At 73.2% G+C, this 24397-nt stretch carries 18 protein-coding genes, 1 tRNA gene and 1 pseudogene; 12 read left to right on the top strand and 8 right to left on the bottom strand.

What is annotated here, in order from left to right; all coding sequences use genetic code 11:
- The first annotated feature begins 199 nt into the window (after window positions 1–199).
- The 3 genes from OG946_RS11575 (at window position 200) to glmS (ending at window position 3934) form a co-directional block, all read left to right on the top strand.
- On the top strand, window positions 200–1360 hold the full coding sequence (locus OG946_RS11575; RefSeq protein WP_326796043.1) for an RNA-guided endonuclease InsQ/TnpB family protein: 1161 nt from the start codon (window positions 200–202) through the stop codon (window positions 1358–1360).
- Window positions 1361–1850: 490 nt separating this feature from the next.
- Window positions 1851–2081 (top strand): hypothetical protein, encoded by a 231-nt coding sequence (locus OG946_RS11570; protein ID WP_326800215.1) that lies wholly within the window; start codon window positions 1851–1853, stop codon window positions 2079–2081.
- A gap of 38 nt (window positions 2082–2119) precedes the next feature.
- On the top strand, window positions 2120–3934 hold the full coding sequence (glmS, locus tag OG946_RS11565; protein WP_326796042.1) for a glutamine--fructose-6-phosphate transaminase (isomerizing): 1815 nt from the start codon (window positions 2120–2122) through the stop codon (window positions 3932–3934).
- Between the two features lie 48 nt (window positions 3935–3982).
- On the opposite strand, the gene OG946_RS11560 is transcribed toward glmS, so the two are convergent.
- Window positions 3983–5110 (bottom strand): HesA/MoeB/ThiF family protein, encoded by a 1128-nt coding sequence (locus OG946_RS11560; protein WP_326796041.1) that lies wholly within the window; start codon window positions 5108–5110, stop codon window positions 3983–3985.
- A 178-nt stretch (window positions 5111–5288) separates the two neighbouring features.
- Between OG946_RS11560 and OG946_RS11555 the strand changes: the two genes are divergently transcribed.
- Window positions 5289–6641 carry a M14 family zinc carboxypeptidase gene (locus OG946_RS11555; protein WP_326796040.1) on the top strand — a complete coding sequence of 451 codons (1353 nt, stop codon included), beginning with the start codon at window positions 5289–5291 and terminating at the stop codon, window positions 6639–6641.
- A gap of 312 nt (window positions 6642–6953) precedes the next feature.
- Here OG946_RS11555 and OG946_RS11550 read toward each other — a convergent pair whose 3' ends face one another.
- Window positions 6954–7475 (bottom strand): universal stress protein, encoded by a 522-nt coding sequence (locus OG946_RS11550; protein ID WP_047015912.1) that lies wholly within the window; start codon window positions 7473–7475, stop codon window positions 6954–6956.
- Window positions 7476–8357: 882 nt separating this feature from the next.
- Between OG946_RS11550 and OG946_RS11545 the strand changes: the two genes are divergently transcribed.
- From OG946_RS11545 to OG946_RS11535, 3 genes are all read left to right on the top strand, one after another.
- Entirely contained in the window at window positions 8358–9680 is a 1323-nt protein-coding gene (locus tag OG946_RS11545) for a helix-turn-helix domain-containing protein (protein WP_442814321.1), read from the top strand.
- Between the two features lie 5 nt (window positions 9681–9685).
- Complete coding sequence (orn, locus tag OG946_RS11540) at window positions 9686–10294, top strand: oligoribonuclease (protein ID WP_326796039.1); 609 nt, start codon at window positions 9686–9688, stop codon at window positions 10292–10294.
- 92 nt (window positions 10295–10386) lie between these two features.
- Window positions 10387–10459 (top strand) — tRNA-His (locus OG946_RS11535).
- 75 nt (window positions 10460–10534) lie between these two features.
- Here OG946_RS11535 and OG946_RS11530 read toward each other — a convergent pair.
- Entirely contained in the window at window positions 10535–11074 is a 540-nt protein-coding gene (locus OG946_RS11530; protein WP_442814320.1) for a CGNR zinc finger domain-containing protein, read from the bottom strand.
- Window positions 11075–11158: 84 nt separating this feature from the next.
- Between OG946_RS11530 and OG946_RS11525 the strand changes: the two genes are divergently transcribed.
- The 3 genes from OG946_RS11525 to OG946_RS11515 all read left to right on the top strand — a co-directional run bounded on the left by OG946_RS11525 (window position 11159) and on the right by OG946_RS11515 (window position 14152).
- Window positions 11159–12424, top strand: a complete 1266-nt coding sequence (locus tag OG946_RS11525; RefSeq protein ID WP_326800213.1) for an MFS transporter — start codon at window positions 11159–11161, stop codon at window positions 12422–12424.
- A 121-nt stretch (window positions 12425–12545) separates the two neighbouring features.
- On the top strand, window positions 12546–12953 hold the full coding sequence (locus tag OG946_RS11520) for a YciI family protein (RefSeq protein ID WP_326796037.1): 408 nt from the start codon (window positions 12546–12548) through the stop codon (window positions 12951–12953).
- Window positions 12950–14152 (top strand): RNA polymerase sigma factor, encoded by a 1203-nt coding sequence (locus tag OG946_RS11515; RefSeq protein ID WP_326796036.1) that lies wholly within the window; start codon window positions 12950–12952, stop codon window positions 14150–14152. Before OG946_RS11520 ends, OG946_RS11515 begins: the two co-directional genes overlap by 4 nt.
- 229 nt (window positions 14153–14381) lie before the next feature.
- Here OG946_RS11515 and OG946_RS11510 read toward each other — a convergent pair whose 3' ends face one another.
- The 4 genes and pseudogenes from OG946_RS11510 to OG946_RS11495 form a co-directional block, all read right to left on the bottom strand.
- Entirely contained in the window at window positions 14382–16715 is a 2334-nt protein-coding gene (locus tag OG946_RS11510; RefSeq protein ID WP_326796035.1) for a GNAT family N-acetyltransferase, read from the bottom strand.
- Window positions 16715–18025 (bottom strand): annotated as a pseudogene (locus OG946_RS11505) (lysine N(6)-hydroxylase/L-ornithine N(5)-oxygenase family protein); the annotation flags it as partial. The gene OG946_RS11510 and the pseudogene OG946_RS11505, both read right to left, overlap by 1 nt.
- Entirely contained in the window at window positions 17979–19580 is a 1602-nt protein-coding gene (locus OG946_RS11500; RefSeq protein ID WP_326796034.1) for a pyridoxal phosphate-dependent decarboxylase family protein, read from the bottom strand. The pseudogene OG946_RS11505 and the gene OG946_RS11500, both read right to left, overlap by 47 nt.
- Before the next feature lie 102 nt (window positions 19581–19682).
- Window positions 19683–20573 carry a siderophore-interacting protein gene (locus OG946_RS11495; protein WP_326796033.1) on the bottom strand — a complete coding sequence of 297 codons (891 nt, stop codon included), beginning with the start codon at window positions 20571–20573 and terminating at the stop codon, window positions 19683–19685.
- Between the two features lie 476 nt (window positions 20574–21049).
- Between OG946_RS11495 and OG946_RS11490 the strand changes: the two genes are divergently transcribed.
- Complete coding sequence (locus OG946_RS11490) at window positions 21050–21670, top strand: hypothetical protein (protein WP_326796032.1); 621 nt, start codon at window positions 21050–21052, stop codon at window positions 21668–21670.
- Complete coding sequence (locus OG946_RS11485; protein ID WP_326796031.1) at window positions 21663–23186, top strand: ABC transporter substrate-binding protein; 1524 nt, start codon at window positions 21663–21665, stop codon at window positions 23184–23186. The genes OG946_RS11490 and OG946_RS11485 overlap by 8 nt, the downstream gene beginning before the upstream one ends.
- A 30-nt stretch (window positions 23187–23216) precedes the next feature.
- Here the strand turns inward: OG946_RS11485 and OG946_RS11480 are convergent, their stop codons facing one another.
- The gene (locus OG946_RS11480; protein WP_326796030.1) at window positions 23217–24395 is read right to left on the bottom strand and encodes an acyl-CoA dehydrogenase family protein; all 1179 of its coding nucleotides are present in this window, start codon (window positions 24393–24395) and stop codon (window positions 23217–23219) included.
- Window positions 24396–24397: the final 2 nt, after the last annotated feature.

The raw sequence follows: 24397 nt of genomic DNA, 5'->3' as shown, positions 1-24397 counted from the left end.
CCCACCGCGGGCCCTGCGCCACCAGCCGGTCCCGGTAGCCGTCCCAGCCGAGCTTCGCGGCCGGGGACCAGCCCAGCTCGGCGGCGCCCGCGGCGCGCGGGAAGTCGATTCGCCTCCAGAGCAGATCTTCGTTTGCCCGAACTACGTGCCCGGGACCGTAAGTTGACCTTGCCCGCTGGAGTCTATTAGCGTCACTTGTATGAAGATCGTCGCGCAGGTGAAGTTGCAGCCGGGGTCGGTCTACGTGGCCGATTCGCTGGCAGCGACCCTGCGTGCCTGCAACCGGGCGGCGAACTGGATCTCCGAGGTTGCACACGAGCGTGATCTCAAGCGTCGTAACGAGCTGCACCATGCGGTGTACTACGACATGAAGGCCACCTACGATCTCGCCGCTCAGGCGTCGGTGCGCACGATCAAGAAGGTCGTGGATGCCTACGCGACCCTTGCGGGGAACATCAAGAACGGGAATCTGTCGGAGAAGGCCGAAGGCAAGGCAACTTCCAAGCCGATCCGGTTCCGTGAAAACGCGGCGCAGCCGTTCGATGACCACTGTCTGACGTGGAACGTGGATGAGCAGACCGTCAGCATCTGGACGGTTGCGGGGCGGATCAAGGGCATTCCGTTCGTGTGCTCGTCCGAAGCGCTTAAACTCCTTGCCTCGCGCAAGGGGGAGTCCGACCTGGTGTTCCGGGACGGATCGTTCTACCTGACCGCCACCATCGACCTTCCCGAACCCGACGCCTACGAGCCGGAAGGATGGCTCGGGGTCGATCTCGGGATCGTCAACATCGCCACGACCAACGACGGTGCGAAGCTGTCCGGCCGGAGGGTCAACCGGTACCGGCGGCGCATAAACCGCCTGCGGACCAAGCTGCAGAAGAAGGGCACCAAGTCCGCCAAGCGGCGCCTTAAGAGCATCCGGCACCGTGAAGCCAGGTTCGCCACCGACACCAACCACGTCGTTTCGAAGACTATCGTCATTACCGCTGAACGCACCTCTCGCGGCGTCGCCCTGGAAGATCTGAAGGGCATCCGCAAGAGGGTTACGGCCAGGAAAGAACAGCGGTACAGGCTGCACTCGTGGGCGTTCGCCCAGCTCGGCGCGTTCGTCGAGTACAAAGCCAAGCGGGCAGGGGTTCCCGTGGTCCACGTGGACCCGCGCAATACCTCCCGCCAGTGCTCCGAGTGCTGGCACACCCACCGGACCAACCGGGTGTCCCAGGCATGGTTCGCGTGCCGCTCCTGCGGGAACGTGATGAACGCGGACCGCAACGGCTCCCGCAACATCGCCCACCGGGCCGATGCTGTGTGGCAGCGGGGCGAAGTCAAGCGCCCCAGGACCGTCAAGCAACACGCTTAGCGCCTCCTCAGACGTAGGCCGACGCCACAGCCAGTGGCGCTCAGGACTTACAAGCCCTGGGCTTCGGCCCTGGGGTACTTGACGTCCAGGTACGTCCAATTGGCGGGCGACAGCACCAGCAGCGTGCCTGCCTTGGCGGCGTCGTCCTGCGCTAGGTGCTGACCTCCTGGGCCGGCGGTGCTGATCTCTGCCGCCGCACCCCCCGGGCTCTTCCACGGCGTGCAGACGCTGCGCCCACGGCTGCCTTCGACCGTGGAGGCGGACACGCCGCGGTGACGCCGCACAGATGGTCACATCGGGCTGCGGTCGCGCGTGCGGCATGGACATTCCGGACATCGGGCGTGCCGCCAGAGAGTGGGGCGCGATCAAGGTCTAGGCCGTTCCGGCTAGGAAATGGAGTAATTCCTGCCCGATTCCGGGCAGACTTCTTGCGGAAGTGGTGATCATCAAGCAGTATCAACGGGTGCACGACGACCTCATCGACCACCTGATGCGCAGCGCGCCACTCAGCCGCGGCGAAGCCGCGCGGGTCGTGCAGGACGTCCTGGCCTACTTCGACGAGACGACGCCCGCGTTCGTCCGCCGGCGCCACCGCGAGCTGCAGGCGGGCGGCCTGGTGAACGACGAGATCTTCGACCGGATCGCCCGCGAGCTGGCGCACCGCGCGGTCGCCCCGCCCGAGCTGACCCGGCGCCAGCTGCGCCGCCTCGTCTACGGCTAGCCCCCCACCCTCACCCTCTCCCGACAGGAAGCGACGATATGTGCGGAATCGTTGGTTACATCGGCAAGCGCGACGCCGCGCCGCTGCTGCTCGAAGGGCTCCAGCGGCTGGAGTACCGGGGCTACGACTCCGCCGGCGTGGCCATCGCGGCCCGCTCCGGCGCGCTGAAGACCGTCAAGGCCAAGGGCCGGGTACGTGACCTGGAGGCCCGGCTGCCCAAGCGCTTCGCCGGCGCCACGGGCATCGCCCACACCCGCTGGGCCACCCACGGCGCCCCCAGCGACGCCAACGCCCACCCGCACCTGGACGAGGCGGGCAGGGTCGCCGTCGTCCACAACGGGATCATCGACAACGCCGCCGACCTGCGCGCCAAGCTCGCCGCCGACGGCGTCGAGCTGACCTCCGAGACCGACACCGAGGTGCTGGCCCACCTCGTCGGCCGCTCCGCCGCCGCCACCCTGGAGGAGGCCGTACGCGAGACGCTGCGGCTGGTGGAGGGCACGTACGGCATCGCCGTGCTGCACGCCGACCACCCCGACCGCATCGTCGTCGCCCGCAACGGCTCGCCCGTCGTGCTCGGCATCGGCGAGCGGGAGATGTTCGTCGCCTCCGACGTCGCCGCGCTGGTCTCGCACACCCGCCAGGTCGTCACCCTCGAAGACGGCGAGATGGCCACCATCAAGGCCGACGACTACCGCACGTACACCACCGAGGGCTCGCGCACGTCGTCCTCGCCGGAGACGGTGGAGTGGTCGCCCGAGTCGTACGACATGGCGGGCCACGACACGTACATGCACAAGGAGATCTGCGAACAGGCCGAAGCCGTCGACCGCGTGCTGCGCGGGCGCATCGAGGACCGGTTCTCCACCGTCCACCTCGGCGGCCTCAACCTGGACGCGCGCGAGGCGCGCGCGGTGCGGCGCGTGAAGATCCTGGGCTGCGGCACGTCGTACCACGCGGGCATGATCGGCGCGCAGTTGGTCGAGGAGCTGGCGCGGGTGCCCGCGGACGCCGAGCCGGCCAGCGAGTTCCGCTACCGCAACCCCGTCGTCGATCCCGACACGCTCTACGTCGCCGTCTCCCAGTCCGGCGAGACCTACGACGTGCTGGCCGCCGTGCAGGAGCTGAAGCGCAAGGGCGCGCGGGTCCTCGGCGTCGTCAACGTCGTCGGCTCGGCCATCGCCCGGGAGACGGACGGCGGCATCTACGTGCACGCGGGCCCGGAGGTCTGCGTGGTGTCCACCAAGTGCTTCACCAACACCGTCGTCGCCTTCGGCCTGCTCGCGCTCCACCTCGGCCGCATCCGCGACCTGTCGGTCGCCGACGGCCGCCGCGTCATCGAGGGGCTGCGGCGGCTGCCCGAGCAGATCGCCGAGATGCTGCGCGGCGAGGACGAGATCCGGGCGCTGGCGAAGGAGTACGCGCACGCCAGGTCGATGATGTTCATCGGCCGGGTCCGCGGGTACGCGGTGGCCAGGGAGGCGGCGCTGAAGCTCAAGGAGGTCAGCTACATCCACGCCGAGGCGTACCCGGCCTCCGAGCTGAAGCACGGCCCGCTGGCGCTGATCGAGCCGGAGGTGCCGACGGTGGCGATCGTGCCGGACGACGAGCTGCTGGAGAAGAACCGGGCGGCGCTGGAGGAGATCAAGGCCCGCGAGGGCCGCATCCTCGCGGTGGCGCACCGGCGGCAGGAGAAGGCGGACCACACGATCGTGGTACCGCGCAGCGAGCCGGAGCTGGACCCCATCCTCATGGGCATCCCGCTCCAGCTCTTCGCGTACCACACGGCGCTGGAGCTGGGCCGGGACATCGACAAGCCGCGGAACCTGGCGAAGTCGGTGACGGTGGAGTAGGCACGGGCGGTGGCGGCGGCCGGCTCCGATGCCGGTCGCCGTCGTGTCTCACCGCAGGCCGCCGCAGGCCGGGCAGTCGGGACGGCGGGGCAGCCGGACGGTCACCTCGTCGCCGGGCACCATCAGGTTGAACCCGAAGCGGTTGCCGGGTTCGAGCGGCGGGATGCCGGTCAGCAGGGCCAGGGCGCCGTACGCGACGAGCGCGCCGGATAACCCGGCGGTGACGGCGTTGGCGGGGTTCCACGGCAGGTGCGCGGAGGTGCCGGGCTCGTCGGCTCCGGGGGCGAGGCCGAGGTCGGCCCGCTCCCTCGCCTGGTCGTGCAGGCACTCCCAGCACCCGCCGGTGCCGGGCCGGTGGATGCCCGCGGTGACGAGCGGCCCGCTGTAGCCGCCGTCCACCCACGGCAGACCGGCGGCCAGGCAGGCCCGGTTCGCCCAGCGCCGTATCTGCGGCGGCCCGTCGGCGCCCAGCACGAACACGTCGTACGGGGGCGAGGACACGACGAGCGCGGCGAGTTCCGCGGCGGTGGCGATGCGGCGCACCTCGCCGGTGACGCGGATGTCGGGGTTGAGACCGGCGAGTCTGGTCACCGCCGCCTCGGCCTTCCGCCGCCCCACGTCCGCCTCCGCGTACAGCAACTGCCGGTTGAGGTTCGACAGTTCCACCCGGTCGTCGTCGACCACGTGCAGGCGGCCGACGCCCGAGGCGGCCAGGTGCCAGGCGGCCGCGCCACCCGTACCCCCGACGCCCAGGACGAGTACCCGGGCCTCCTTCAGCCGCAGTTGCGCCTCCCACGCGCTGGCGCGGGCGCCGAGGTCCATCCAGCGGAGCAGCGGTACGCCCCGGCTGTAGCGCTCGGCCTCCCGCGGCGAGAACTGCGCGGGCAGCGGCGCGGCCGCGTCCTCCAGGAAGCCGGCCGCGGCCAGCCGCTCCAAGGCCGCGGTGACGTCGCCGGGTTCGACCTCCTCGTGCCGGCTGCGCACCGCGGTGACGATGTCCTGCGCACTGCGGGTGCCGTCGGCAGCTTCGACCAGCGTCCAGACCCAGCCCCGCGGGTCCTCGATCTCCGCGCCGACGCCGTAGATCACGCTGCCGATACGGACGTTTCCCGCCACGGTGCGATAGCCGCGGTGCTCCGGTTTGACCCGTGGCCGCGCCCACTCTCCCACCGCCATACCCCACTCCAGGATGCTGCGCCAGGAAGCTTGCACCGACGCGGCCCAATGTGCACTACTGAGTGAGTCGTTTCAAGCACACAGAGTTGACCAGGTGGGAGGGAGGCGCGATGCAGGAGATCAGGATCCGTCGTCTCGACAAGAAGGAGACGACAGGCGGCAGCAACCCCAGCGGCGAGTGACGTCGGTCGGCGTCCCCGCGTTGGCGCGGCACCGCTACCCCACCGTGGACGACCTCACCAGGACCGCCCGCGACCTGGCGCGGCGCCATCCGTCCCGCTGCCGGCTCCGGCAGGTCGGCGAATCCCGCGCGGGGGAGCCGCTGTGGCTGCTCTCCGTGGGCCACGGCACCCGGAACGTCCTGGTGGTCAGCGGCGCGCATCCGAACGAGCCAGCCGGGGGCGCGGCCGTCGCCGACCTGGCCTACCAGGCCGTACGCGGCAGGCGCAGCGGGCGCGTCGGGGCCGGCGCGCGTGACCGCCGGCCGCGCGACGCCGCCTGGCACTTCCTGCTCTGCCTGGACCCGGACGGCGCCCGCCACACCGAGCCCTGGACCCGCCACCCCGGCACCCTGGAGCGCCAGCTCCGCCACTTCTACCGGCCCGCCGCCGACCAGCAGCCCGAGTGGCTGCCGCCGCCGGGCGGCCGGACCGCACCGCTGCCCGAGACCCGGGCGCTGCTGACCGTGCTGGACGAGCTGCGCCCTGCGGTGCAGTTCTCCCTGCACGCCAACGACGTCGGCGGTGCCTGGGCGCAGCTCACCCACGACCTGCCGGGCGCCCGCGCGGCGCTCGCGGACGCTGCCGCCGGGCTCGCCGTGCCGCTGGCCGCGGCCCCTGTGGACACGCTGCACATGCCCGGTGCGGGGCCGGGCGTCTTCCTCATGGCCGCGGGCGCGGGGCTCGACGCCAACGTCGTACACCGCGACTGGCTGACCCGTTCGACGTGGTTCCACCCGCTGCGGTACGGCACGGTCACCGCGGTCGTCGAGACGCCCGTCTGGGCCGTCGAGGGCGTCGCCGACCTCCGGCCCACGGGGGCGCCCGGGCTGGTCGTGGGGCGGGCCGTGGGGCATCTGCGGGCGCAGGCCGACCGGTTGGCGGGGCTGCTGGACGAGGCCCGTACCGGACTCGGCGCCGCCCCCGGGCCGTTGCTGGACGCCGCGGCCTGGCTGACCGAAGCCTGCTTCACCAACGCCGCGCAGTGGTCCGCGCCGCCCTCGCCGGGCAGCCCGCCGCCCGCGGCGACCGCGGGCGGCGCCCTCGCGCTGCGCATGGCCGCCCAGCGGCTGCCGCTGCGGGCGGCGGCGATGCTCGCCCGCGCGACGGACGGCCATCCCCTCGGGCCGGCGGCGGAGACGCTGCTCACCCGCTGGCGCCGCAGCTACGCGGCCGACTTCGGGCCCCGCTGGATCCCCGTACGCGAGCAGACCACCCTGCAGACGGAGTTCATCACCCGCCTCGCCCGTCTGGCCCTCAACTCCCCCCGCCGCCCGGACGGCTCCCCCGCAACCCACCACCGCGACCGCTGACCCGGGCCTCAGGTGCGGGGCGGTGCACCCGCCCCCCAACCCGCCGTCCCCAGGGGGAGGCGAAAGAGCGGCCCTCTGCGCGTGCCACCACGTCGCGCAGAGGGCCGCCTCCCCTGTGCCGGCGTCGCCCAATACGCCGGCGGTGCCGCTGCCGTACCGGGGACCGTCACCTCCCGGTCGGCAGCGCGTCATCGTGTCCCCTATATGCCCCTCACAAATTCACAACCCACATCTACCCGCGAGTAGATTTCTCCGGGGAGGCGTGACCGCGCGCACCACCGGCGCGACCGGCGCAAACGCGCGCGGGGGCGGCTACGGAACGACGACGACGGGCCGTTGCGCCCGCCGGGCGAGGCGGCCCGCGACCGAGCCGAAGATGCGGCCCACGATGCCCTGCGTGGAGCCGACCACGATGGCGTCGGCCTCGTACTCCCGGCCGACTTCCTCCAGTTCGTGGCAGATGTCGCCGCCGCGCTCGACGAGGATCCAGGGCACGTCCGACAGGTAGTCGGCGCAGGCGAGTTCCAGCCCGAGGACTTCGGTGCGGTGGTCGGGGACGTCCACGAAGACGGGCGGCTCGCAGCCGGCCCAGACGGTGGTGGGCAGCCGGTTGGCCACGTGCACGATGATCAGGCCGCAGCCCAGGCGCCGCGCCATCCCGACCGCGTAGGCCAGGGCGCGTTCACTGGACATGGAACCGTCGAAGCCGCAGACGACGCCGTGCTTGAAAGCGGGATCGCAGCCTTGGCGCGGCTCGGCCGCCGCCTCCAGGTCCGCCGTGGGATCGGCGACCGGCTTGCGGTCCGCGGGTTCGGGGAATTCGTGACCGGCCATCGGTGTCTCGGCGAAGGGAATCCTCGTGGCTGGAGGGACACGGCTTGCTGTGTCCGCACTTCCTGTGTCCGGGAATCATCTTCCCAATCCCGTACAACAAGGGTACGGCGACACCACCTCCCTTGCCCAGGGGCGGGCGGCGGTATGCCAGGTGGCCCCGGCGAACGGTTCACAGGAGCATGCCCCAGTGCGGCGTCCCGCGCAACGCCGGAGGGGCGGCGCGGCGGCCGGGGGGACCGGTCCCGGGCACTGCCGGGGGCGCACGGCGGCGGCGCTCGGGGATCACGCCGCCGCCCTTCGTGCCGCCCCCCACGCTTCCGTGCGCTGTCGCCGCGCCCCCGGGGTGCGTCGTCGCCGCCGCGAAGGCAAACGTGGCACGTGCGCCGGGGTCGCGCCGCAGGACACGGCGCGGCCGGGGCGGTCACCGGCGTTTTCGCGGCTGGGCGCGGGCGTACGCCCGTGGTTGAGGGGACAACCTCCTGTGACCCCGATCTTTTCGGCCAACTTCCCTTCTGTACACCGGAGTTGCAAGACTTAAGGCTGGAACGTTCCGGGCTCGGGGGGCTGGGGGCGCAGTCGGGGCGCACGAGCCTTGCACGTCGGAGAACCGGAGGGGGGTGGCCTTCCCTGTCGCGTGAACCAGTGACACCGTTCGCGATCGAAAGCTTCACGCCAGGTTTCCTTGTCGACATAGAGGTAGGGCCGAACCTGCCACGCGTGTCACACAAGACGCGCTCTACCTGTCGTTATAGATGCGGGGCTGAAGCTGTCCGGTCCGTCGGACAACACACAGTAGATTTGATCTTGGCCGAGAGACCGAGATCGTCCCGGGGGTGTAGGTGCAGGACGCGGAGGAAGAGAGAAGCGAGGGGGCTTAGCGTCATGAGCCAGGACTCCACCGGAGCGGGCGCAACGATCCGGTCCGGCGGGCCACGCACACCCGAGGTGGCGGCAGCCACGGTGCGGGCCGAGGCGGTGCGGGGCGAGGCACCGCGCCCGCCCCGGCGGCGCCGTGAGGTCGTCGCCGTGCTGCTGTTCAGCGGTGGCCCCGTCTTCGAGAACTCCATCCCCCTCTCCGTCTTCGGAGTCGACCGCCAGGACGCCGGCACCCCCCGGTACCGGCTGCTGGTCTGCGCCGGTGAGGACGGCCCGCTGCGTACCACCGGCGGCCTGGAGCTCTCCGCCCCGTACGGGCTGGAAGCGCTGGCCAGGGCCGGCACCGTCGTCGTGCCCGCGTGGCGCTCCATCACCCAGCCGCCGCCCGCCGCGGCGCTGGACGCGCTGCGCAGGGCGCACGAGGACGGCGCCCGCATCGTCGGGCTGTGCACCGGCGCGTTCGCACTCGCCGCGGCCGGGCTGCTCGACGGCCGCCCGGCGACCACGCACTGGATGTACGCGCCGACGCTCGCCAAGCGCTACCCGTCGGTCCACATGGACCCGCGCGAGCTGTTCGTCGACGACGGCGACATCCTGACCTCGGCGAGCACGGCCGCCGGCATCGACCTGTGCCTGCACCTGGTGCGCCAGGACCACGGCGCCGAGGCCGCCGCCGCGCTCTCCCGGAGGCTGGTGGTGCCCGCGCGGCGCGGCAGCGGCCAGGAGCGCTACCTCGACAGGTCTTTACCCGAGGAGATCGGCGGAGACCCGCTGGCGGAGGTCGTGGCCTGGGCGCTGGAGAACCTGCACGAGCAGTTCGACGTGGAGACTCTGGCGGCCCGCGCGTACATGAGCCGACGCACGTTCGACCGGCGGTTCCGCTCGCTCACCGGCAGCGCACCGCTGCAGTGGCTGATCACCCAGCGGGTGCTTCAGGCGCAGCGGCTGCTGGAGACGTCGGACTTCTCCGTGGACGAAGTGGCAGGGCGCTGCGGCTTCCGCTCGCCGGTCGCGCTGCGCGGGCACTTCCGCCGCCAGCTCGGCTCCTCCCCGGCCGCGTACCGGGCCGCCTACCGGGCCCGCAATCCCCAGGCCGTACCGCCGCCGGAACCCCCCACGGTGCCGGCGCCGCGGCGCCCGCAGCCGCCCGGCGCGGCCGGGCCCGCGGGGGCCGCGGGCGGCGGCGTGGGAGGCGGCCTGGACAGCGCGGAGAAGCCGCAGTCGGACGCCTACGCACCCGGCCACCCCGAGCCGCACCCGCCGCGGCACCGGGGCGCCCTCGCCAGGCGCGCGACCGTACCGGGACAGAGGGACCGGCACGTAGGGTGAGGGCCATGAACGATCGGATGGTCTGGATCGACTGCGAGATGACGGGCCTCTCGCTGATCGACGACGCGCTCGTCGAGGTCGCCGCGCTCGTCACCGACTCGGAGCTCAACGTGCTCGGTGACGGCGTCGACATCGTCATCCGGCCCCCGGCCGCGGCCCTCGCCTCCATGCCCGACGTCGTACGCGCCATGCACACCGCCTCCGGCCTGCTCGACGAGCTGGCCGGCGGCACGACGCTGGCGGACGCGGAGCGGCAGGTGCTCGCCTACGTACGCGAGTTCGTCCCCGAGCCCGGCCGCGCCCCGCTCTGCGGCAACTCCGTCGGCACCGACCGCGGCTTCCTCAACCGGGACATGCCGGACCTGGAGGGCCACCTGCACTACCGCATCGTGGACGTCTCGTCCGTCAAGGAGCTGGCCCGCCGCTGGTACCCGCGGGCCTACTTCAACAGCCCCGAGAAGGCGGGCAACCACCGCGCGCTGGCCGACATCCGGGAGAGCATCGCCGAACTCCGCTACTACCGCGAGGCGGTCTTCGTCCCCCCACCGGGCCCGGATTCGGAGACCGCCAAGGCCATCGCGGCCCGCCACACGCTGGCGGCGGACGGCTCGTAACGAAGCCACCGCAGCCCGGGGAAAGCCGGAGGCGAGCACCGCCGGCGACCCTGTACACTTCTACACGGCCGGTGCGGAAGCATCAGCTCACGGTGGGTGTAGCTCAGATGGTAGAGCACCTGGTTGTGGTCCAGGTGGCCGCGGGTTCAAGTCCCGTCACTCACCCTCTTCGGTCAGGGCCCGTATCGCTTCGGCGGTGCGGGCCCTGACGCGTTCCCGGGCGCTACGGTGCGTGGCCGCTCAGTCGGAGGCGGCGGCGCGGCGGGCGGCGTAGGTGCGGGCCTTGGCGCGGTTGCCGCAGCCCTGCATCGAGCACCAGCGTTTGCTGCGGTTCTTCGACGTGTCCCAGAACACCTCGTGGCAGGTGTGCTCCGCGCAGCGCTTGAGGCGGGCGGCGTCGCCGGTGATCGTCAGCGTGCTCCAGGCGAGGGCCAGCTCCGCGACCGCCCGCTCGGTGGGCGTGAGGCCGGGGGCGGGGACCGGGGTGCCGGCGGCGGTGAGGTGGAGCGGGAAGCGGGTCAGGGCCGCGTCGGCCGCCGCCGTGACGGCGGGGTCGGGGGTGTCGCCGACGTGGGTGCCCAGGTGTTCGCGGATGCCCGCGCGCAGGGCGACGGCCGCCGCGTGCAGGCCGGGGTCGGGGGTGCCGGTGACCGGCAGGCCGTGCGTGGTCAGCCAGGTGGCCAGCTCGTCCGGGGTGCTCAGGGTGTCCGTGCCGGCGTAGATGTCCAGGGTGTTGGCGAAGTCGGCCACCAGCTCGGCGGCCCGAGGAGGTGTGCGCATGCAGACCACTTTACCGGCTATCGCGTTTGGTGGTAACTTTCTCTCACCGGTAAACGGCTTTGGTGGTTAGAGGGGGGGTGCGTGATGGGTGCAGCCGGGGTGCTGGAGAGTGATCGGCTACGGGCCGGGCGGGACGCCGGGCGCCGCAACACCGCCGTCCTCGTCGCGTTCACCGCCGTGACGAACCTCGCCGACGGCGTCGTGAAGATGGCCCTGCCGCTGCTCGCCGTCCGCGCCGGCGGCTCTCCCGCGCAGGTCACCGGGGTGGCGCTGGCCATCTCGCTGCCGTGGCTGCTCGTCGCCCTGCACGCGGGCGTGCTCGTCGACCGCGTCGACCGGCGCCGGCTGCTGTGGATCGTCAACGTGCTGCGGCTGCTCGCCATGGTGCCGCTGCTCGCCGCCGCCGCGAGCGGCGACCTGTCCCTAGCGCTGCTGGCCGCCGCCGGTGCGGCCATCGGGGTCGCCGACGTCGTCGCCTCCACCGCGGCCACCGCGCTGGTCCCCGCCGCCGTCCCGCCCGCCGGGCGGGACAAGGCGAACGCGTGGATGGCCGGGGCGGAGACGGTGTTCAGCGAGTTCGCCGGGCCGTTCGTCGGCGGGCTGCTCATCGCGCTGGGCGCCGGGTGGGCGCTGGGTGCGACCTGGGCCGCGTACGCCGCGGCGGCGCTCGTGCTGCTGCTGCTCGCCGGGCGGCTCCGGGCGGGGGCCGTAGCGTACGAGAACGGGGGCGAGGCACCCGCCACCACCGTCAACGGGCAGATCGCCGAAGGGCTCCGCTACCTCTGGCAGCACCGCCTGCTGCGCTCCCTCTCCCTCATCCTCACCGTCCTCTCCGGCACCTGGGGCGCCTGGCTCGCGCTCATCCCGCTCTACGCGACCCGCGACATGGGCCTCACCCCCGGCGAGTACGGCGTGCTGCTCAGCGCGCTCGGCATCGGCGGGCTCCTCGGCGCCGTCACCGTGACCCGGCTCAACCGGGTGCTGGGCCGCCGCCGCGTGATGCTCGCCGACCTCTTCGGCACCGCCGCGATGGCCGCCGTCCCGGCGCTCACCGCCGACGCGCGCGCCGTCGCCGCGGCCGCGTTCCTCGGCGGGCTCGGCGGCACGCTGTGGACGGTCAACAGCCGCACGGTCATCCAGCGGGCGGTGCCGGACGCCATGCTCGGCCGGTTCAGCTCCGCGAACCGGATGTTCGCCTGGGGCGCGATGCCGCTGGGCGCCGGGCTGGTCGGGCTGCTCGCGGAACTCGCCGGGCCGCGGGCGGCGTTCGGCTTCTTCGCGGTGGCCTCGCTGCTGACGGTCCCGTTCTTCCTGCGGGCGGCGGCCCGGGGCGCGGTCGCGCTGCGCTGAGTTCTGCTGCCGGGAATTTTCTTCCGGGATTTTTTCGCGGGGATGTCGAGAACCGGCGCGCGGCTCCGTCCCCGGGGTGAACGCGGCCCACAATGGGCCGTACCTCGGCAAGGAGAAGATCATGGCCAAGTACCTGCTGCTCAAGCACTACCGCGGCGCGCCGGCGGCGGTCAACGACGTACCGATGGACCAGTGGGAGCCGGAGGAGGTCACGGCCCACATCCAGTACATGCGTGATTTCGCCGCCCGGCTGGAGGCCACCGGCGAGTTCGTCGGCGAGCAGGCGCTCGCCCCGGAGGGCACCTTCGTCCGCTACGACGGCGAGGGCCGGCCCCCGGTCACCGACGGGCCGTTCGCCGAGACCAAGGACCTGGTCGCCGGCTGGATGGTGATCGACGTCGAGACCTACGACCGCGCGCTGGAGCTGGCCGCCGAGCTGTCCGCCGCGCCGGGCGCGGGCGGCAAGCCGATCCACGAGTGGCTGGAGATCCGCCCGGCCTACGGTGTGCAGGCCCCGGCCGCCGAGTGAACGAGTCGCTGCTGCGGGAGCTGGTGCCGGAGGTCATCGGGGTCCTCGTCCGCCGCGGAGCAGACTTCGCGGCGGCCGAGGACGCCGTACAGGACGCCCTGGTCGAGGCCGTGCGCGGCCGGCCGGAGGGCGACGCGCCGCGGGACCCCAAGGGGTGGCTGATCACGGTGGCGTGGCGCAAGTTCCTCGACACCGTACGGGCCGAGAGCTCGCGGCGGCGGCGCGAGGAACGGGTCGAGGCCGAACCCGTGCCGGACGGGGGCGGGGCGGTCGACGACACGCTCCAGCTCTACTTCCTGTGCGCGCACCCGTCCCTGACGCCGGCCTCGGCCGTCGCGCTGACCCTGCGCGCGGTCGGCGGGCTGACGACGCGGCAGATCGCGCGGGCGTATCTGGTGCCCGAGGCGACCATGGGGCAGCGGATCAGCAGGGCGAAGCGGACGGTCTCCGGGGTGCGGTTCGACCAGCCCGGGGACCTGGCGACCGTGCTGCGGGTGCTGTACCTGGTGTTCAACGAGGGCTACTCCGGGGACGTCGACCTGTCGGCGGAGGCGATCCGGCTGACGCGGCAGTTGGCGGCGAGGACGGGCGCGGCGGCGAGGACGGGCGCGGCTGCGGGTGTGGGCGGGGCTGCCGGGGCCGGTGGTGAGGAGGTCGCGGGGCTGCTGGCGCTCATGCTGCTCCACCACGCGCGGCGGGCGGCGCGTACCGGCCCGGACGGCAGGCTCGTACCGCTCGCCGAGCAGGACCGCGGGCTGTGGGACACCGGGCTGATCGCCGAGGGCGTCGGGATCCTCCAGGCGGCGCTGGCCCGGGACCGCCTGGGGGAGTTCCAGGCGCAGGCGGCGATCGCCGCGCTGCACGCGGACGCCCCCACGGCGGGGGAGACGGACTGGGTGCAGATCGTGGAGTGGTACGACGAGCTGGTACGCCTCACCGGCAGCCCGGTGGCCAGGCTCAACCGTGCGGTGGCGGTGGGCGAGGCGGACGGGGCGCGGGCGGGGCTGGCGGCGCTGGCGGAGCTCGATCCGTCGCTGCCGCGGTACGCGGCGGTGGCGGCGTACCTGCACGAGCGGGACGGCGATACGGAGACGGCGGCCGGGCTGTACGCGCAGGCGGCCCGCTCGGCGCCGAACATACCGGAGCGGGACCACCTGACGCGGCAGGCAGCGCGGCTCAACGCGCGGCTGCGGGGGTGAAGGGGGCGGTGGCGCGGGTGGGTTAAGGGGGTGGTCGGGGCACGGCTTTGTCAGTGGAGCGGCCTACCCTGGGGCGGGTGTGCGGGGTTCGGGGGGCGGGTTTCGGCGTTCGGTTCGGTTCGGGCTCGGCGTTCGGCGTCGGCGTTCGGGTTCGGGGCCGGTGGGCGCGTGCCTGCCGGGCCACCGGCGTCGCGTCGTCGGTGGCCCGGGCCGCTGTCGGTGCGGCGGCCTACCCTGGGGCGGGTGTGCGGGGGCGGTAGGGGGCCAGGGGGTTGCGTAGGGTGCCCACCAACTGCAGGGCCGCCGACGGGTCCGTCAGGTCGACCATCTGCCGGTTGTCCCGCAACTGCAGCCTGTTGAGGCACGACAGCGCGAACTCCGGCGCGAACAGGTCGTGCCGCTCGAACCGGTCCGCCAGGTCCGGCACCGCCGCCCGGTAGTCCCGCGCGCACTCCGCGACCGTCCGCCAGAAGTCCTCCTCGCCCAGCACCCCCGCCTCGTCCAGCAGCGGTGCCAGGAAGCGGAAGAAGCAGTCGAAGACGTCCGTGAAAATGGACAGCAGTTGCATGTCGTCCGGGACCTCGGCGCGGATCCGCTCCGCCGCCGGCGGCAGCGGCAGGTCCGGGTCCATGACCACGACCTCCTCCGCGATGTCCTTGAACAGCGCGCGCACCACCGTCCCCGCCTCGTCCAGGACCAGGATGACGTTCTCGCCGTGCGGCATGAACGCCAGCCCGTACGCGTAGAAGGCGTGCAGCAGCGGCGTCAGATACGCGTCCAGATACCGCCGCAGCCACACCTCGGGCGCCAGCCCCGAGCCCTCGATCAGCGCCGCCGCCAGCGGCCGGCCGGCGCGGTCGGTGTGCAGCAGCGCCGCCATCGTCGCCGGCCGCTCGCCCTCGGCGAGCCGCGGCACCGGGCTCTCCCGCCACAGCGCCGCGAGCATCTTGCGGTACGGCGAGCCGGGGGCGGTGGCGGCCTCGTACGCCTCGTGGCGGTAGCCGACGGCGGCCAGTTCGCGCAGGACCACCAGGCCCGTGCCGCGCAGCACCTCGTCCTGGTCGACCAGCCCCGCGACCCAGTCGTTGATCGCCGGGGTGGCCTCCATGTACGCGGCCGACAGCCCGCGCATGAAGCCCATGTTGAGCACGGACAGCGCCGTCTTGACGTAGTGCCTCCGGGGCGCGGAGGTGTTGAAGAAGGTGCGTATCGACTGCTGCGGCTGGTACGTGTCCTCGCTCTCGCCGAGGTACACCAGCCGGCGCGCGGCGACCTCGCCCGCGAAGGTGACGGAGAGCTTGTGCTCCCACTGCCAGGGGTGCGCGGGCATCAGCAGGTAGTCGTCCGGGTCCAGGCCCAGGGCCCGGAGGCGGGCCGCGAAGCCGTCCAGCACGCCGGGCGACAGCTCCGCGCGCAGCAGCGTGTCGTAGTCGAGGTCGGCGGCGCAGGTGAAGGCAGCCCGGTCGCGGTGGGCGGCGAGCCAGACGAGGCGGGTGCGGGCGCCGGTCTCGGGGGCGTACGTGCGGTAGTCCGAGGCTCCCAGCCCCAGGCGGCCGTTGTTGGCGACGAAGCAGGGGTGGCCCTCCGTCATCCCCGCCTCGATCCGCTGGAAGTCCGCGGTCGCCAGGTCCGCGTCCTCGGGCCCGGTGAGCTTGTACGCGGTGCTCGCCAGCGTGGACGTGATCTCCTCCAGGTACACCGGCAGCACCTCGGCGCTCAGCCCCAGGGGCTCCCGGAGTTCGGCGAAGAACCGCAGCGCGTCGGGCGCCGAGCCCGCCGGCGGGTCGCCGGGTGCGTGGCGGGTGACGGTGCGCGGGTCGACGCGCCAGTGGTCCAGGGCGTAGCGCCGGGCCTCGAAGCGGTATTCGGCGTCCCCCGCCCGTAGCGCGTACGAGCCGACCCCCCGCGGCTCCGGCGTCAGCAGCCGCTCGTGGGTGAACTCCCCGATAGCCTTGGCCAGCAGCCGGCGGGTGGCCTCCGCCCAGTGGTCAGGGGTGAGGTGCCCGGTGGGGTCGGGGGGCGCCGCCGCCCGCGAGGCGGCGAACTGCTCGCGGGTGCAGAAGCTCAGCAGCGCGTCCTTGCCCGGCCTCCCCGGGGCGCCCGGTATCCGTACGCGGCGCGCGACGCGGAAGCCCACGGCCTCGTTGAGCGCGTGCACCGCGGTGTTGCGCGCGTCGGGCTCGACCACGACCCGGCGCACCGCCGGGTCGGCGAAGAGCCACTCCATCACCGCCGTGATCACCGCCCGGGTGAAGCCGTGCACGGGGGTGTCCGCGGGCGCGGTGAGGAAGTGCATCCCGACGTCGCCGTCCTCGGCGGCGTAGACGCCGGTCAGCTCGCGGTGCGCCGGGTCGTAGCGCTCGGCGAGGAAGGCGGGGGTGCCGTCGGCGAGGCCGAGCCAGGCGTCGTGGTGCGGGTCGGCGGCGATCCGCGCGTACTCCTTCTCGACCTCCGCCGGCGTGCAGCCCTGCATCAGCCAGAACGCGGCCTTGGGATGGGTGACCCAGGTGTGCAGCAGCGGCGCGTCCAGGACCGGGTCCAGGGGGCGCAGGGTGAGTTTCATCAGGCCGGCGCTCCGAACTCCTGGAAGGCGATGGACTTCTCGACCGGGTAGACCTCGCGGCCCGTCATCTCCCGGATGATGCAGGAGTTGCGGTACGCGGCCATCCCCAGGTCGGGGGCGGCGAAGCCGTGGGTGTGCAGCTCGGCGTTCTGGACGAAGACCTCGCGGCCCGCGTGGTCGACGGTGTAGTTGCGGGCGACGGCGAAGCGCCCCTGCTCGTCGCGCGCGAGGCGGTCGGCGATGCCGGCGAGGAAGGGCGGCTCGGCGTAGCGGTAGCCGGTGGCCAGCACCAGTCCCTGGGTGGCCAGCTCGAAGTCCCGGCCCTGCTCCTCGTGGCGCAGCCCCAGGGTGTACGTGCCGTCCGCGTACCCGGCGGAGACGAGGGCGGTGTTGGTGAGCAGCCGGGTCGGCACCGGGCCGCGGCGGGACTTGACGTACAGCAGGTCGAAGATGGCATCGATCAGCTCGGTGTTGATGCCCTTGTAGAGGCTCTTCTGCGCGGGGCCCAGCCGGTCGCGGACGGGCGCCGGCAGCGCGTGGAAGTAGTCGACGTACTCGGGGGAGGTCATCTCCAGCGTCAGCTTGGTGTACTCCAGCGGGAAGAACCGCGGGGAGCGGGTCACCCAGGTGAGGTGGTAGCCGTCGGGGCGAAGGTCCTGGAGGAGGTCGTAGTAGATCTCGGCGGCGCTCTGCCCGCTGCCGACGATCGTGACCGACTCCTTGGCCCGCAGCCGCTCGCGGTGCTCCAGATAGCGGCTGTTGTGGAGGAGGTCGCCGCCGAGGCCGCGGCACGGCCCGGGTACGTACGGCGGGGTGCCGGTGCCGAGGACGAGGCGGCGTCCGCGGTACGTGCCGCGCGGGGTGCGGACGACGTACGTGCCGTCGGCCGCGTCCCGTACGACCGCGGTGACCTCCTCGCCGAAGCGGACGCTGGGGAGTTTGGCGGCGGCCCAGCGGCAGTAGTCGTTGAACTCCTCGCGCAGCGGATAGAAGCTCTCGCGGATGTAGAAGGAGTACAGCCGCCCGGTCTCCTTCAGGTAGTTCAGGAAGGAGTACGGGGACGTGGGGTCGGCCAGCGTGACCAGGTCCGACATGAACGGCGTCTGGAGCGTGCTGCCTTCGATGAACATCCCGGAGTGCCAGTCGAAGTCGGGCTTGCGCTCCAGGAAGACGCCGTCGAGGCCGTCGACCGGCGCGGTCAGGCAGGCCAGGCCCAGGTTGAACGGGCCGAGGCCGACGGCGACGAAGTCGTGGACGCGGGACTCAGCGGGCGGGGACTGGCGGGGCTGCCGGGACTTCGGGGCCTTCGGGGACTGCCGGGCCTTCGGGGGCTGCTGAGTGGGCGGAGTCGGCGGAGTCGGCGGAGTCGGCGGCGGGGGGGACGTCGGGGACAAGGGATTCTCCGGTGTGGTCGGCGGCGTGCGCGGCTATGAGGTCGAGGACGGCGGCCAGGTCCTCGGTGGTGGTCTCGGGGTTGAGCAGCGTGAACTTCAGGTGGTGCCGGCCGTCGACCTTGGTGCCCGCGACCATCGCGGCGCCGGAGGCGGCCAGCCGTTCGCGGGCGCGCAGGTTGGCGGCGTCGACGAGAGCGGGGTCGGTGCCGGCCGGGCCGTCCGGGACGTAGCGGAAGACCAGCGTCGACAACTGCGGCCGTACGACGACCTCGAAGCGGGGGTCCGCGTCGAGCAGCCGCCACCCGCCCCCGGCGAGGTCGCAGACCTCGTCGAAGAGCGCGCCTACGCCGTCGGCGCCCATGACGCGCAGCGTCAGCCACAGCTTGAGCGCGTCGAACCTGCGGGTGGTCTGGAGCGACTTGTCGACCTGGTTGGGGATCTGCTCGGCGGCCATGCGCTCGGGGTTGAGGTAGTCGGCGTGGTACGTCGCGTGCCGCAGGGTCGCCCGGTCCCGTACCAGCACGGCCGAGGAACTGACCGGCTGGAAGAAGGACTTGTGGAAGTCGACGGTCACCGAGTCGGCGCGCTCGATGCCGGCGAGCAGGTGCCGGCGGCGGCCCGAGACCAGCAGCCCGCAGCCGTACGCCGCGTCCACGTGCAGCCACACGCCGTACCCGGCGCACACCCCCGCGAGCTGCGCCAGCGGGTCGACGCTGCCGAAGTCGGTGGTGCCCGCGGTGGCGACGACGGCCATGGGGACGAGGTCGTCGCGCTGGAGCTGCGCGAGCGCCGCGGCCAGCGCGGCGGGCCGCATCCGGCGCTCCGCGTCGCACGGCACCTCGACGACGGCCTCCTCGCCGAGGCCGAGCAGCGCGGCGGCCTTGCGGACGCTGAAGTGGCCGTGCGCGGAGGCGAGGATGCGCAGCCGGGGCAGGATCTCGGCGGTGCGCAGCCCGGCGCCCCGCTGTTTGCGTACGCCGTCGCACGCCTCCTCGCGGGCGAGCAGGAGCGCGTGCAGGTTGGACTGGGTGCCCCCGGAGGTGAACACGCCGTCCGCGGCCGGGCCGAGGCCGGTGCGGGCGGCGGTCCAGTCGATCAGGCGGCGCTCGATGAGGGTGGCGCCGGCGGACTGGTCCCAGGTGTCCAGGGAGGAGTTGACGGCGGAGAGCACCGCCTCGCCGAGGACGGCGGGGATGACGACGGGGCAGTTGAGGTGGGCGAGGTAGCGCGGGTGGTGGAAGTAGACGGCGTCGCGCAGGTAGAGCCGGTCCAGCTCGGCCAGCGCGGCGCCGGCGTCACCGAGGGGGAGGTCGAGGTCGACGGCGTCGACGACCGGGGCGAGGGCGGGGGGTGTGATGCCCGTGAACGGGCGGTCTGCATGGGCCAGTCGGGCCGCGATGTGCTCGACGCCTGCGGTGACCGTACGACGGTAGGCACCGGCGGTGCGGTCGTTGAGCAGGTGGGACCTCATGGATGGTGTCCTCACGACGGGGGCCAAAAACTTAGGGAAGCCTAACCTAAGTAATTGGTCCTAGGGCCCCCGCCCCCGTCGTTTCGGCCACGTGCCGCCGGTTCATCCGTCCGCGGCCGCACCGCCGTCGGCCCCGGCCTCGGCCTCGTAGCGGAACTGGTCCTCGGAGGCGCCGCGGCGCCAGTAGCCGGTGAAGGCGACCGCCCGGCGGTCGAACTTCCGCTCCCGTACGAGCTGGCGGCGCAGCTCCCGCACCATCCCCGCCTCGCCCGCGAGCCAGGCGTACGGGCTGCCCGCGGGCAGGTCCGCGGCGCGCAGCGCGTCGACCACGCCGGCGGCGGGGCCGGTCAGCCAGGTGATCTCGGCGTCCGCGGCGGTGTGCAACGCGATCGCGTCGTCGGGGTGCGGCACCCGTATCCACGCCTTCACCGGCAGCCCGGCGGGCAGCGACTCCAGGATCGCCGCGGCGGCCGGCAGCGCGGTCTCGTCGGCGGCGACGATGACGTGATCCGCGCCCTCGGGCAGCCGGAAGCGCACGCCGGTGTTGTCCGGCACGGCCGGGCCGAGCGCGATGATCCAGTCGCCGGGCTCGGCCTCGCTCGCCCACTGCGCGGCGGGGCCCGCGGGGTCGGTGTGCAGCACGAAGTCGATGTCGACCTCGCCGGGGCGCTGCGCGCGCACCGTGTACGAGCGCAGCACCGCCCGTACGCCGGGGTCGAGCGCGCGGTACTCGTCGAACCAGGCCGGGCCCGTGGGCATCACGGGCTCCGTCTGGCCGGGCTGGGGCAGGAACAGCGACAGGCTCTGGTCCCGGCCGCCGGAGGCGAATCCTTCGAGGCTGCCGGGGCCGCCGGTGCCGTCGTCGCCGAAGGTGATGCGCAGGAGGGTGGGGCTGAGCCGCCGGGTGCGGGCGACGTCGAGGCGGAAGAAGCGGAACGGCTCGGCGGCGTCGGGCGCCGGCTCCGCCGTCTGCGTGGTCGGTTCCGTGGTCACGTCGGGCTCACCTTCCGGGCGGGTGCGGGGGTCGCGGCCGCGTCCCGCGCACGGAAGGGCCGGCAACGCAGATTAGGCTAACCTAACCTAACTCCCGTGCACAGGTACCGGAATCAGGCCAGGAACCGGGAGCGCCGCGGGCTCGCGCGTCTGCTCCGTACGGTCGGCTACGTGCGTCCGCCTCTCCCGTGAGGTGGTTCACGAACCGGATCAGTCCGACAAGAAGCCGTCGGAAAAAGGTACGTTCACATAATCTGGTGCCCCGTCGACGTGGACGGGAACGAGGAGCTGCCGCATGGCCCAGGGGTGGGAGGGGCGCTCCCGGCGCGACCGGGGCGTGACGGAGTACGTGGGCGCCGCGCTGCGCCGCCGCCACCGACCTCGCCCGCGCCGTCGCCGCCGGACCGCTGTGGGCGGAGGGCGAGACGGCGCTGCGCAACGCCGTCGGCGCCTTCTCCGGCGACGTCCTGCAGACCATGCACGTACGCACCCGCGACAGCGCCGCCGACGGCCCGCTCCAGACCCTCCACCCGCTGCTGCGGCTCCTCCTCCTGCGCCGCCTGGAGGCCACCGGCGGCTGGCGGCACGCCCACGAGGCCCTGCGCCTGGATGCCGCGGAGCGCGGGCTGCCGGAGATCGAGGCGTACCACCGGCTCGCGCTTGAGGACCTGCACGCCGCCGCCCGCTTCCTCAACGACCGCTTCGGCGGCGCGGACACCGTCCGCTGGTGCCGCCTCCTCGTCCGGCTGCGCCGCGCGCCCGTACGCGCCCGGATCCACGCGCACGCCCCGCAGGCCGACTCGCCGCAGCAGCGGTACGAGGGGCTGCTCGGCTTCCTCAGCACCGACGAGGTCGAGAGCCGCGAGCGCACCGTGACCCGGCTGCTGGTGGCGAGCTGGATGGCGCCCGAGCCCGCCGAGTCGCCCGAGACCGACCACGTCGGCGATCCGTACCGCAATCCGCTCGAAGACCTCTACGGCCAGCTCTACGGCGAGATCAACGCCCGCTTCATGACGCTGGCGTACGGGCCCTTCGGCGGCGGCACACCCGCGCTGCTGGACCAGGCGCGGCAGTATGAGGAGAAGCCCGGTGAGTGACAGGCGGCTGGGGCGCGGCGGCACGACGCCCTGGGGAGCGGTGGTGCTCGTGGCCCTCGTCGCGGTCGGCGCGCTGGCCTGGTTCCTGCCGAAGACGCTCGGCGGCGACGAGAAGTGCGCGGCCGGGGTGGTGCGGCTGGGCGGCGAGTGCGTGGGCGTCACCGACGGGGCGTACTCCTTCGACGAGGAGCTGGACGAGGTCACCCGGCGGATCCGCGAGGAGAACGAGCGCGTCGAGCGCTCCGGCGCCGCGTCCGTGAGCATCGCGTACGTCGAGTCCATGACCCACGGCGCGGACGGCCGCCGCGGCGGCGAACGGGCCGACGACCGCGACCCGAGCGTCGTCCGGCAGGCGCTGGAGGGCGCGTACCTCGCCCAGCGCGCGCACAACCGGCTCGACGCCGCGGACCCGCGCGCCGACGAGGGCCCCTCGCCCAAGGTGCGGCTGCTGCTCGCGAACACCGGGGAGGGCGGGGCGCACTACGAGCGGGTCGTACGCGACCTGGAGGGGCTGGCGCGCGGCGACGAGCACCTGGTCGCCGTCACCGGCCTCGGCCAGAGCGTCGACTCCACCGTCGCGACGGTGGAGCGGCTGCGCCGCGCCGGGATACCCATGGTCGGCGCGACCGTCGCCGCCGACGAACTCGCCCGCAAGGACCCCGACTTCTTCCGCGTCTCCCAGCCCACCGCGCAGCAGGCCGCCATCGCCGCCCGCGAGCTGGCCGGGCGGCAGCGCGAGGACCCCGGCTACCGCGTCGACATCGTCAAGGACGTCAAGGAGGGGGACACGTACAACAAGTCGCTGCGCGACGGCTTCGAGAAGGCCGTCGCCGCGCGCGGCGTGCGGCTCGCCACCGCGGACGGCTACTCCTTCGAGTCCGGCCGGACCTCGACGGCCAGCGCGCTGACGTACATCGCCGACCAGGTCTGCCGCGCCAAGGAGGAGCTGGACGCCGTCTACTTCGCCGCGCGCGGGCGCGCCCTGCGGCAGTTCGTCCAGGCCCTCGGGCAGCAGCCCGGCTGCACGCTGGCCGTGGTGTCGGGATCCAGCGCCCTCGGCCTGTACTTCGACTCGCCCGACCTGCGGCGCTGGGGTGCCCAGGGACTGCGCATCCGGTACACGGCCTACGCGCACCCGAAGGCCGGCGACCCCGCCGCCCTCGCGGACTTCGCCGACCGCTACTGCGCCGACTTCCGCCCCGGCGCCCGCCGCGGCGCCTGCGCGGCGGGCGACGGGCCGCTGCAGAGCGGGCAGGCGATCATGGGGCACGACGCGATGCTGGCGCTGGTCAAGGCAGTGGAGTTCGCCACGGGGCCGGACGGCGGCGACCCCGTGGACGCGGGCGCGGTACGGCAGATGCTGCTGCAGCTCGGCACCACGAAGGAGGTACGGGGCCTCAGCGGACCCATCGGCTTCGACGCGTACGGGAACCCGAAGGGCCGGCCGATGGCGTACGTCGAGCTGCAGTGGCGGTCCGGCTTCCGGTACGTGCACAAGGCGCGGCTCTGGCCGTGACGGCCGGGTCTCCGGCCGGCCGGCCCGCCGTCAGGCCGTGGGCGGCAGGCCCAGTTCGCGGGCGATCAGCATGCGCTGCACCTCGCTCGTGCCCTCGCCGATCTCCAGGATCTTGGAGTCCCGCCACATCCGCGCCACCGGGTACTCGTTCATGAACCCGTACCCGCCGTGGATCTGCGTCGCCTCCCGCGCGTTGTCCACCGCCACCGTCGAGGTGTGCAGCTTCGCCAGCGCCGCCGCCTTCTTGAACGGCTCGCCGTGCACCAGCCGCGACGCCGCGTCCCGCCAGGAGAGGCGGGCGGTGTGGGCGCGCAGCTCCATGTCGGCGAGCTTGAACTGGATGGCCTGGTTGGCGCCGATGGGCCGGCCGAAGGCGTGGCGCTGCTCCGCGTACGCCAGCGACTCGTCCACGCAGCCCTGCGCGAGACCGGTGGCGAGCGCGGCGATGGCGATGCGGCCCTCGTCCAGGATCCGCAGGAACTGGGCGTAACCGCGGCCGCGTTCGCCCAGCAGGTTCGCGGCCGGGACGCGGACGTCGGAGAAGGACAGTTCGCGGGTGTCGGAGGCGTTCCAGCCGACCTTCGAGTACGGGGCGGCGACCGTGAATCCCGGCGTGCCGGACGGCACGATGATCGTGGAGATCTCCGGCTTGCCCGACTCGCTCCTGCCGGTGACGGCGGTGACGGTGACCAGACCGGTGATGTCCGTACCGGAGTTGGTGATGAAGCACTTCGTCCCGTTGATCACCCACTCGCCGGCGGCCTCGTCCAGGCGGGCGGTGGTGCGCGTACCGCCCGCGTCCGAGCCGCACTCCGGCTCCGTCAGCCCGAACGCGCCCAGCATCTCGCCGGAGCACAGCTTCGGCAGCCAGGTGCGCTTCTGCTCCTCCGTACCGAAGTGGTAGAGGGGCATCGCGCCCAGCGAGCAGGCCGCCTCCAGCGTGATCGCGACCGAGGAGTCGACGCGGGCCAGCTCCTCCAGCACGACGCCGAGCGCCAGGTAGTCGCCGCCCATGCCGCCGTACTCCTCCGGGAACGGCAGCCCGAACAGGCCCATGCGGCCCATCTCGCGCACGATGTCGTACGGGAACTCGTGCCGCTCGTAGTAGTCGCCGATCTTCGGCGCCACGACGTCGTGCGCGAACTCCTCGACGGTGCGGCGGAGCTGCTCCAGCTCGGGGGAGAGGCGGTGGTCGAGGCTGGGCGTCATCG

The organism is Streptomyces sp. NBC_01808, assembly GCF_035917395.1.
Lineage (GTDB): Bacteria > Actinomycetota > Actinomycetes > Streptomycetales > Streptomycetaceae > Streptomyces.
This window is presented reverse-complemented; position numbering and strand designations above follow the sequence as displayed.

Coding starts and splice junctions, on each gene's coding strand:
- OG946_RS11575 (WP_326796043.1), top strand. CDS start 200: ATGAAGATCGTCGCGCAGGTGAAGTTGCAGCCGGGGTCGGTCTACGTG.
- OG946_RS11570 (WP_326800215.1), top strand. CDS start 1,851: ATGCGCAGCGCGCCACTCAGCCGCGGCGAAGCCGCGCGGGTCGTGCAG.
- glmS (WP_326796042.1), top strand. CDS start 2,120: ATGTGCGGAATCGTTGGTTACATCGGCAAGCGCGACGCCGCGCCGCTG.
- OG946_RS11560 (WP_326796041.1), bottom strand. CDS start 5,110: ATGGCGGTGGGAGAGTGGGCGCGGCCACGGGTCAAACCGGAGCACCGC.
- OG946_RS11550 (WP_047015912.1), bottom strand. CDS start 7,475: ATGGCCGGTCACGAATTCCCCGAACCCGCGGACCGCAAGCCGGTCGCC.
- OG946_RS11545 (WP_442814321.1), top strand. CDS start 8,358: ATGAGCCAGGACTCCACCGGAGCGGGCGCAACGATCCGGTCCGGCGGG.
- orn (WP_326796039.1), top strand. CDS start 9,686: ATGAACGATCGGATGGTCTGGATCGACTGCGAGATGACGGGCCTCTCG.
- OG946_RS11530 (WP_442814320.1), bottom strand. CDS start 11,074: ATGCGCACACCTCCTCGGGCCGCCGAGCTGGTGGCCGACTTCGCCAAC.
- OG946_RS11525 (WP_326800213.1), top strand. CDS start 11,159: ATGGGTGCAGCCGGGGTGCTGGAGAGTGATCGGCTACGGGCCGGGCGG.
- OG946_RS11520 (WP_326796037.1), top strand. CDS start 12,546: ATGGCCAAGTACCTGCTGCTCAAGCACTACCGCGGCGCGCCGGCGGCG.
- OG946_RS11510 (WP_326796035.1), bottom strand. CDS start 16,715: ATGAAACTCACCCTGCGCCCCCTGGACCCGGTCCTGGACGCGCCGCTG.
- OG946_RS11500 (WP_326796034.1), bottom strand. CDS start 19,580: ATGAGGTCCCACCTGCTCAACGACCGCACCGCCGGTGCCTACCGTCGT.
- OG946_RS11490 (WP_326796032.1), top strand. CDS start 21,050: ATGCACGTACGCACCCGCGACAGCGCCGCCGACGGCCCGCTCCAGACC.
- OG946_RS11480 (WP_326796030.1), bottom strand. CDS start 24,395: ATGACGCCCAGCCTCGACCACCGCCTCTCCCCCGAGCTGGAGCAGCTC.